This window comes from Flavonifractor plautii ATCC 29863 (assembly GCF_000239295.1).
Classification (GTDB): Bacteria; Bacillota; Clostridia; order Oscillospirales; family Oscillospiraceae; genus Flavonifractor; species Flavonifractor plautii.
The window spans coordinates 1-7663 of sequence record NZ_JH417706.1; the positions used below are offsets into that span (position 1 = coordinate 1).

Consider the following 7663-nt stretch of genomic DNA (forward strand, 5'->3'; position numbering starts at 1 on the left):
CAAACTAAAGTGCGAAAAAATCTTGACACGACCCGGCCAAATTTCTGATAAAGGAAAACTACCTAGTCTCTGCTACGGGGTCCTATGTTATTCGTTCCCGTTGAGTTGCCACTGGGCACTGTGGCTCTGTAGCTCCACCATACGACGGTAGAGTCCTCCTTTTTCCATCAGCTCCGCAGGCGTGCCCTGCTCGGCCACCCGGCCATTTTCCAGCACCACGATGTGGTCCGCCCCGGCCACGGTGCGCATCCGGTGGGCGATGACCAGCACCGTCTTGCCTGCCAGCAGGCGGGAGAGGGCGCCCTGCACCTTGGTCTCGTTCTCTACATCCAGGCTGGCGGTGGCCTCGTCCAGCAGGACGATGGGGGCGTTCTTCAAGAGCGCCCGGGCAATGGAGATGCGCTGCCGCTCCCCGCCGGAGAGCTTCGCCCCGTTTTCTCCGATGGGGGTGTCGTATCCCTGGGGCAGACGGCGGATGAACTCCCCACAGTTGGCGGCCTCCGCCGCGGTCCGCACCTCCTGATCGGTGGCTCCTCGCTTGCCCAGGCGGATGTTCTCCATCACGGTATCGTCAAAGAGCACCACATCCTGGAACACCATGGAGTAGTCGGTCAGCAGCGCCTCCGGGTCCACGGTGGAGATGTCCACGCCTCCTACCCTGATGGTGCCCTCCGTAACATCCCACAGCCGGGCGGCCAGCCGGGCGCAGGTGCTCTTGCCGGAGCCGGAGGGCCCCACCAGAGCGGTCACTTCACCCTCCCGGGCGGTAAAGCTCACACCGTCCAGTACCTTCTTCTTGTCGTAGGCGAAGCCCACATGGTCGAACACAATGTCGTGGCCCTTGGGCTGGAACACCTCGGCCCCCTCTGCGGTGGGCGTATCATAAATCTCGTTCATGCGGTCGGCGGACACCTGGGACACGAACAGTTCTGCGATGAGGGCCAGGCTCTGGTCGAAGGGGGCGTACACACGGGTGATGACCAGCAGGAACAAAAACAGCAGCATGAAGTCGATCTGCCCGGAGAGGATCAGGCTGGCCCCCGCCAGGATGGTGGTGGCTACCCCCAGGCGCATGATGACACTGGCCGCATTAACAAAGATGCCGGTGCCCAGCTCGCCCTGGATGGTGACCTTCTCATGGTCGTCGATCTTCTGGTTGAGCCCGGCCAGATAGCGCGCCTCCTGGTTGGTGGCGCGGATTTCCCGGACATTTTCCAACGCCTCCTGGATGCCGTCGGAGACACGGACCGCGGCCTGTTTCGTCCGTTCCGAGGCACGGGCGGAGATCTTCCGGGTGCCGAACAGCAGGCCGAAGGCCACCGGCACCCCCCACAGGCAGGCGATGGTCAGCCGCCAGTCATATACCAGCAGGCACACCGCGATAATGGCCGTGGAGATGTAGGCCCCGTACAGGTACCCCAGCACATGGGACCAGACGTGCTCCATGCGGTTCACATCACCCATGAGGGTCTCGGTCAGGTCCGCCAGATCCCGCTTGCCGAAGTAGCCCAAGGGCAGCTTGCGCAGCCGCTCCGCCAGGCTGAGACGGGTGGACTTCACCTCGTTATAGACTAGGCCGTAAGTGGCGTGGTACTGCTGCAGGTGGGTCACGAAGGACAGAATGACAAACGCGATTACCAGCCCAAGAAAGAGCGCCGGGCCGGGCAGCGGCGCTCCGTCCGTCAGGGTTCCCATCAGGCCGTACATCAACAGGTACAGGATGCCCATGCCGCCCATGACGACCAGATTGACAATGACCGTCCAGAAGGCGCCCTTTTTGGTGTTTTTCACGCCCTGGTCGGTGAGGGCGTATTTGCGCTGAAAGCTTTTGCTGAACATCTTCTTCACCCCTCTCTCACTGCTCGCTGGTGATCTTCCACTGGACCGCTTGGTTGTAGTCCGCCCACATCCGGGCATAGAGCCCGCCGGCGGCGGTCAGCTCCTGATGGGAGCCCTGCTCCACGATGCGGCCCTCCTCCAACACCAGAATCTTGTCCGCGCCCACAACGGTGGACAGGCGGTGGGCGATCATGATAACGGTGCGGCCCCGGGTCAGCTCGGAGAACGCCTTTTGGATCAGCGCCTCGTTCTCGGGGTCCGCGAAGGCGGTCGCCTCGTCAAGGACCACGATGGGCGCGTCCTTTAAGATGGCCCTGGCCAGGGCGATGCGCTGCTGCTCGCCGCCGGAGAGATAGGTCCCCTCGGAGCCGATCAGGGTGTCCATGCCTTGGGGCAGCTTCTCCAGAATGTCCCCGCACTGGGCGGCCATCAGCGCCGCGCGCACCTGCTCCCGGGTGGCGTCGGGGCGGGCGGCCCGGACATTTTCCAAGATAGAGGCTTTGAACAGGCGGCTGTTCTGGAACACAAAGGCGATCTGGTCCATGAGCACATGGGGGTCGATCTGCCGCACATCCACGCCGCCCACCTTCACCGCGCCGGAGGCGGCGTCCCAGAAACGGGGGATCAGGCTGGCGGCGGTGGTTTTGCCGCCGCCGGAGGGCCCCACCAGGGCCACAGTCTGTCCCGGCTCCGCTGTGAAGGAGACATGGGAGAGGGCGGGCGTCTCCGCACCGTCGTAGGTAAAGCTCACATCCTCAAATTCCACACGGCTGCTCTGGGGGGACTTGGGATGCTCCGGCACTTTCAGCTCGGGAGCGCCCATGACCTGATCAATGCGGCCCAGAGCGGTGCCGGCCAGCATGATGCCCGATGCGGCAAACATGATTTTGGCAAGGGCTGTGGAGATGATGGCGGAGAACACCGCGTAAAAGGCGAAGTTCGTGACAAACCCCGCAAAGTCGCCCCCGGCCAGGGCACCCGGCGCCAGGAACAGGGCCGCCGGAACCAGGAACACAAAGGCCCCCTCGGTGAAGGTCAGGTTGACGGATTGGGGTGTCCGGCAAATATCCGCCTGATAGTGCTCGGCCTTGGTACTGTAGTCCTCAATAGCCTCCTGGAACGCCTTGAAGGAGTAGACCGTCTGCTGGAAGATCTTGACCACCGGGATACCCCGGACGTACTCGGTGCCCGCCTTGGTGATGCGGTCCAGAGCCGCCTGATATTCCCCCAGGATTTGGGCGTTTTTACCGCCCATCATGGAGAACATGGCCACAATGGAGATCACCGCCGCCAGCAGGCAGGCCGCCCCCATCCGCCAGTCAAAGACGAACATCATCACCAGCATGGCGATGAACAGGGTGATGGTGCCCACGATGTCCGCCAGGTTGTGGGCCAGCAGGGTCTCCGTGTCGGCCGTCGCCGCGTCCAGCCGCCCGCGGATGAGGCCGGAGGCGTTGGCGTCGAAAAAGCCCAGCGGAGCCTTCATCACATGGGCCACGCCCTGCTTGCGGATGTTGGACGCCGTGCGGAAGGCCGCCAGATGGGTACACATCAAGCCAGCGAAGTACAGGATGATGCCAGCCACCGCAAAGGCGAACGCCAGCCAGCCGTATTGGGCGACGCTCTGCGCCGCCGTCCAGTCCGGCGCCACCGCGATCAGATCCCGGGCCGCCAGCCAGATGCAGATGTAGGGCGCCATGCTCAGCAGCATGGACACCGCCGACAGGGCCAGCCCCAGGAAGGTCAGCCCTTTGTGGCTGCCCGCGTAGTCCAGCAGGACGGCCACATCGCTCTTTCTCTTCTGCTTCATGAAAAAACCTCCTCTTGAAGTTAGTATAAACTAACTATATTTCAAAAAGATAGGGGATTATTCCCCCATCAGTTTTGACCAACCAGCGGTGTAAAACGCCCGCAACTGATCCACATCCCGCATCGCCTGATCCCGGGGCATATCGTGAACCACGATCTCAAAGATGCCATTGAACATCCCGCTGGCGATGATATGGCACAGGGATTTGTCCAGCACCGGGATGTCCCGGCTCAGGCGGCGGAGCACCTCCATGTAGCGTTGGGTGTACTCCACCTCTACCTCCACCATGTTATGGACGAAGTGCTCATAGCTGGTCCCCTCCGCACAGCAGAGCAGCAGCTTCACCGGCTCCCGGTGGGCGCAGATATAGTCCACCATCCAGTCCACACATCTACCGGACTCCAGGCCCATGTGCTCCGGCTGCTCCTTTTCCGGCAGTTCGGCAAAGGTAGTCTGTGCTTCCATAAAGCGGCCCATGAGGGCCGCGGCGTGGGGCTCCACGATAGAGTTGAACAGGGCCTCCTTGCTGGAAAAGTAGCCGTAAAAGGCCCCAGTGGTCACCCCGGCGTTCTTTACAATCTGCCGCAGGGAGGCTCCCAGAAATCCCTTGTCCAGAAATTCCGCCAAAGCCGCCTGCTGAATTTTTTCCAGTGTAGCAGTGGACCGCTCCTCCATTCAAACTTCACCGCCTTATAACAGTGTTATATAACGGTGTTATTATACCATTGAGCGGAAAGGGTGTCAACTTATCTGAAAATACTTTTTGTGATCATATCAGCTACAAAGTTGTAGGCGAACCGGCCCACCGCTGTACTGTGACAGGACACAAGGTATACGGTATCGGGCACAGTGTGCCGCTTGTTCTATATAGTTACGAAGAGTTCTCTGTCCACTCTGCCGATGTTCTGCTGGAAAGGGATTTGACATACAGAGTTTTTATACAGCCTTTGTTTTCGGAGGCAGAGCAGTATGGCTTTCCTGCTGGGATGGCTTTTGCTTAAAAATTGAGGGTTGACGATTGAAGAAAAGCCATATAAAATAATATCAAAAATATTTGATATGAAGAGGGCTTTATGGAAAGAGATTATAGGGCGGCGGCTCGGGTATTCAAGGCGTTGTGCGATCCCAAACGCTTGGCCATTTTGGAGGAGCTGCGCGGCGGGGAAAAGTGCGCCTGTGTCTTGCAGGAGCCCATGGAGCTGACCCAGTCCGGGCTATCCTACCACATGAAGGTGCTGTGCGAGTCCGGCTTGGTGGAGAGCCGTCAGGAGGGCAAGTGGACCCACTACCAGCTGAGCAGGACGGGCAGGGAGTACGCGGTGAAGCTGCTGCTGGAGCTGACTACGCCGGTTACAGAACAGGGGACACCGCTTGAATAGCGGGAGCGGAACACGCCGTCACAGTAGATGGCGTGTTTTCGAGCAAAGCATCAAAATATTTTGATCTATAATACATAAAGGGAGGCGGAACGATATGGAGTTATGGAGCCTGTTTCAGGAGCAGATTTTGGGCATGAGGTGGCTGAACGAGTGGCTCGGACGCGGCCTGTCCGCGCTGGGCCTGGATATCCATGGACGGCTCGGCGGCAGTGTACAGTTTTTCCTGTATGACAGCTTGAAAATTACAGTACTGCTCTGTGTTCTGATTTTTTCTATTTCCTATATACAGAGCTATTTCCCACCGGAGCGGAGCAAGCACATTTTGGGCCGGCTCCACGGCGTGGGCGCCAATCTGGTGTCCGCCCTGCTGGGGACGGTGACGCCCTTCTGCTCCTGCTCGTCCATCCCGCTGTTCATCGGTTTTACCACCGCGGGGCTGCCCCTGGGCGTCACCTTTTCCTTTCTGATCTCCTCGCCGATGGTGGACTTGGGCAGTCTGGTGCTGCTGATGAGCATCTTTGGGACTAAGGTGGCCATTTTCTATGTGGTGGTAGGGCTGGCGCTTGCCGTGGCGGGCGGTACACTCCTGGAGCGGCTGCACATGGAGAAGCATGTTGAGCAATTCGTCTTTTCGGCCGGCAGTATAGACATTGAGTCGCCCGAGCTGACAAGGCGAGAGAGGGTGCGGTACGCAAGGGAGCAGGCTGTGTCCACCTTCAAGAAAGTAGCTCCCTACATCCTGGTGGGCGTGGGGCTCGGCGCGGTGATCCACAACTGGATACCCGAGTCATGGATTGAGACCGTTCTGGGCGGCAGCAATCCCTTCGGCGTTGTCCTGGCCGTGCTGGTGGGCGTCCCGATGTATGCGGACATTTTCGGTACGATCCCGGTGGCGGAGGCCCTGCTCGCCAAGGGCGCACAGCTCGGTACAGTCCTGGCCTTCATGATGGCGGTCACCACGCTGAGCCTGCCCTCGATGATCATGCTCCGCAAGGCGGTGAAGCCCAGACTGCTGGGGCTGTTTATCGCCATCTGCACAAGCGGTATTATCCTCATCGGCTATCTGTTCAACGTGTTCCAATTCTATCTGATTTCCATTTAGGAGGTAACGAAACATGGGACTGTTCGGAAAAAAGAAAAAGGGTACGCCCCCGCCCTGCTGTGGCCGTACCCCTGAAACGGCGGTGCGGGTGGGAGCGGACAAGACCGCCGCCAGCGTCAAGGTGCTGGGCTCCGGGTGCGCCAGGTGCAGCGCCCTGGAAGCGGCCGTCCGTGCGGCTTTGGCGGAGCTTGGGGTGGATGCCGCCATTGAACATGTGACGGACTTCATGCAGATCGCCGCCTATGGGGTGATGACCACCCCGGCCCTGGTGGTGGGAGGCCGGGTGGTGTCCTGCGGCCGCGTGCCGGGCCAGGCGGAACTCCGGGAGATGCTCCGGGAGGCCCTAGAAAAAGAAACGCTGGAACAGGGCCCTGCGGTGTGATATACTGGCCCCAGTATCACAATGGGAAAGAGGCTGGGACGAATGGACCTATCACCGAACCAAATGCTCAGACTGGCCCCCAACAAGGTGGATTACCTAATCCCCGGGGGCGAGATGATCAACGAATTTCTGGGGGAGGGACCGGGGGCGCGGGTGTGTTCCCAGATGTGGATCGCCTCCCTGGTGACCTCCGCCCTCCAGCCCGGCACTGCCACGGGGCTGTCCCGGGTGGCGGGGACGGACGTTTTACTGCGGGACTGCCTGGCGGAAAACCCTGCGGCCTGGCTGGGGGAGGCTCACGCCGCGCACTGGGGGGTCAGCCTGGGCTTTCTGCTCAAGCTGCTCCACTCCAGGGACCGCCTGCTGCTCCAGACCCATCCGGACGGGGCGCGGGCGCGGAAGTATTTCGGCCTGCCCTCCGGGAAGGATGAGGCGTGGTACGTGCTGGACACCCGTCCGGGGGCGTGCATCTGGCTGGGGTTCCGGCCCGGCGTCACGCCGGCGTATTTCCGGGGGCTGATCGAGCGGCAGGACACGGCGGCCCTGCTGGACTGCCTGCACCAGATCCCCATCCGTCCGGGGGAGGTGTACTTCATCCCGGCGGGCACGGCCCACGCCATGGGGAGCGATTCCCTGGTGGCCGAGCTGCAGGAGCCGGTGGACATCACCCTGCGGGCGGAGTACATCCGCCCGGACGGCTCCCGCCTGCCGGTGGCGAGCATGTATGGCCCCGCCGGCATGGACGGCCTGCTGGACTGCTTCCGTTTTGACTGCCTGCCCCGGGAGGAGCTGCTGGCCCGGCACCGTTTCCGCCCCGTCTCCGGGGCGGAGGAGCCCTGGCGGAAGCGGCTCATCACGCCGGAGCAGACCCCCCGCTTCTATATGGATGAGGTGGAGCTGCGCCGGGAGGCCCATGGGAGCGCCCTCTGTGTCAACCGCGGGTTCCAGGTGCTCCTGGTGCTGGAGGGGGAGGCGGAGTTCCAATGGGAGGGCGGTTCTCTGCGGGCCCGCAGGGGCGAGGAGCTCTTTGTCCCCCACGGCGTGGCCTCCTACCAGTGTACGGCGGAGGGGACGTGCCGCCTGCTGGAGTGCGGGCTTCCGGGCGTGTGAAGCGGCTGCGAAACAGAGGGGCGGAGCGCCGGCCGGCGCTC

Annotated in this window: 7 protein-coding genes; 4 read left to right on the forward strand and 3 right to left on the reverse strand. The window is 61.6% G+C overall.

Annotated features, from left to right (window positions below; translation table 11 throughout):
* Positions 1-87: 87 nt before the first annotated feature.
* The 3 genes from HMPREF0372_RS06375 to HMPREF0372_RS06385 are packed head-to-tail and all read right to left on the reverse strand — an operon-like array spanning position 88 to position 4324.
* On the reverse strand, positions 88-1839 hold the full coding sequence (locus HMPREF0372_RS06375; protein WP_007489950.1) for an ABC transporter ATP-binding protein: 1752 nt from the start codon (positions 1837-1839) through the stop codon (positions 88-90).
* A 16-nt stretch (positions 1840-1855) separates the two neighbouring features.
* Positions 1856-3649 (reverse strand): ABC transporter ATP-binding protein, encoded by a 1794-nt coding sequence (locus tag HMPREF0372_RS06380; protein ID WP_007489951.1) that lies wholly within the window; start codon positions 3647-3649, stop codon positions 1856-1858.
* Between the two features lie 57 nt (positions 3650-3706).
* Positions 3707-4324 (reverse strand): TetR/AcrR family transcriptional regulator, encoded by a 618-nt coding sequence (locus HMPREF0372_RS06385; RefSeq protein WP_007489952.1) that lies wholly within the window; start codon positions 4322-4324, stop codon positions 3707-3709.
* Positions 4325-4722: 398 nt separating this feature from the next.
* On the opposite strand from HMPREF0372_RS06385, the gene HMPREF0372_RS06390 reads away from it, so the two are divergent.
* The 4 genes from HMPREF0372_RS06390 (at position 4723) to HMPREF0372_RS06405 (ending at position 7622) form a co-directional block, all read left to right on the forward strand.
* Positions 4723-5028 carry an ArsR/SmtB family transcription factor gene (locus HMPREF0372_RS06390; protein WP_007489954.1) on the forward strand — a complete coding sequence of 102 codons (306 nt, stop codon included), beginning with the start codon at positions 4723-4725 and terminating at the stop codon, positions 5026-5028.
* A 94-nt stretch (positions 5029-5122) separates the two neighbouring features.
* Positions 5123-6130, forward strand: a complete 1008-nt coding sequence (locus HMPREF0372_RS06395) for a permease (protein WP_007489956.1) — start codon at positions 5123-5125, stop codon at positions 6128-6130.
* A 13-nt stretch (positions 6131-6143) separates the two neighbouring features.
* Entirely contained in the window at positions 6144-6512 is a 369-nt protein-coding gene (locus HMPREF0372_RS06400) for a thioredoxin family protein (RefSeq protein ID WP_007489957.1), read from the forward strand.
* Positions 6513-6554: 42 nt separating this feature from the next.
* Complete coding sequence (locus HMPREF0372_RS06405) at positions 6555-7622, forward strand: class I mannose-6-phosphate isomerase (RefSeq protein WP_007489958.1); 1068 nt, start codon at positions 6555-6557, stop codon at positions 7620-7622.
* Positions 7623-7663: the final 41 nt, after the last annotated feature.

What these genes read in the sequence shown, in the direction of transcription:
- HMPREF0372_RS06375 (WP_007489950.1), bottom strand. Translation starts at nt 1,839, where the DNA reads ATGTTCAGCAAAAGCTTTCAGCGCAAATACGCCCTCACCGACCAGGGC.
- HMPREF0372_RS06380 (WP_007489951.1), bottom strand. Translation starts at nt 3,649, where the DNA reads ATGAAGCAGAAGAGAAAGAGCGATGTGGCCGTCCTGCTGGACTACGCG.
- HMPREF0372_RS06385 (WP_007489952.1), bottom strand. Translation starts at nt 4,324, where the DNA reads ATGGAGGAGCGGTCCACTGCTACACTGGAAAAAATTCAGCAGGCGGCT.
- HMPREF0372_RS06390 (WP_007489954.1), top strand. Translation starts at nt 4,723, where the DNA reads ATGGAAAGAGATTATAGGGCGGCGGCTCGGGTATTCAAGGCGTTGTGC.
- HMPREF0372_RS06395 (WP_007489956.1), top strand. Translation starts at nt 5,123, where the DNA reads ATGGAGTTATGGAGCCTGTTTCAGGAGCAGATTTTGGGCATGAGGTGG.
- HMPREF0372_RS06400 (WP_007489957.1), top strand. Translation starts at nt 6,144, where the DNA reads ATGGGACTGTTCGGAAAAAAGAAAAAGGGTACGCCCCCGCCCTGCTGT.
- HMPREF0372_RS06405 (WP_007489958.1), top strand. Translation starts at nt 6,555, where the DNA reads ATGGACCTATCACCGAACCAAATGCTCAGACTGGCCCCCAACAAGGTG.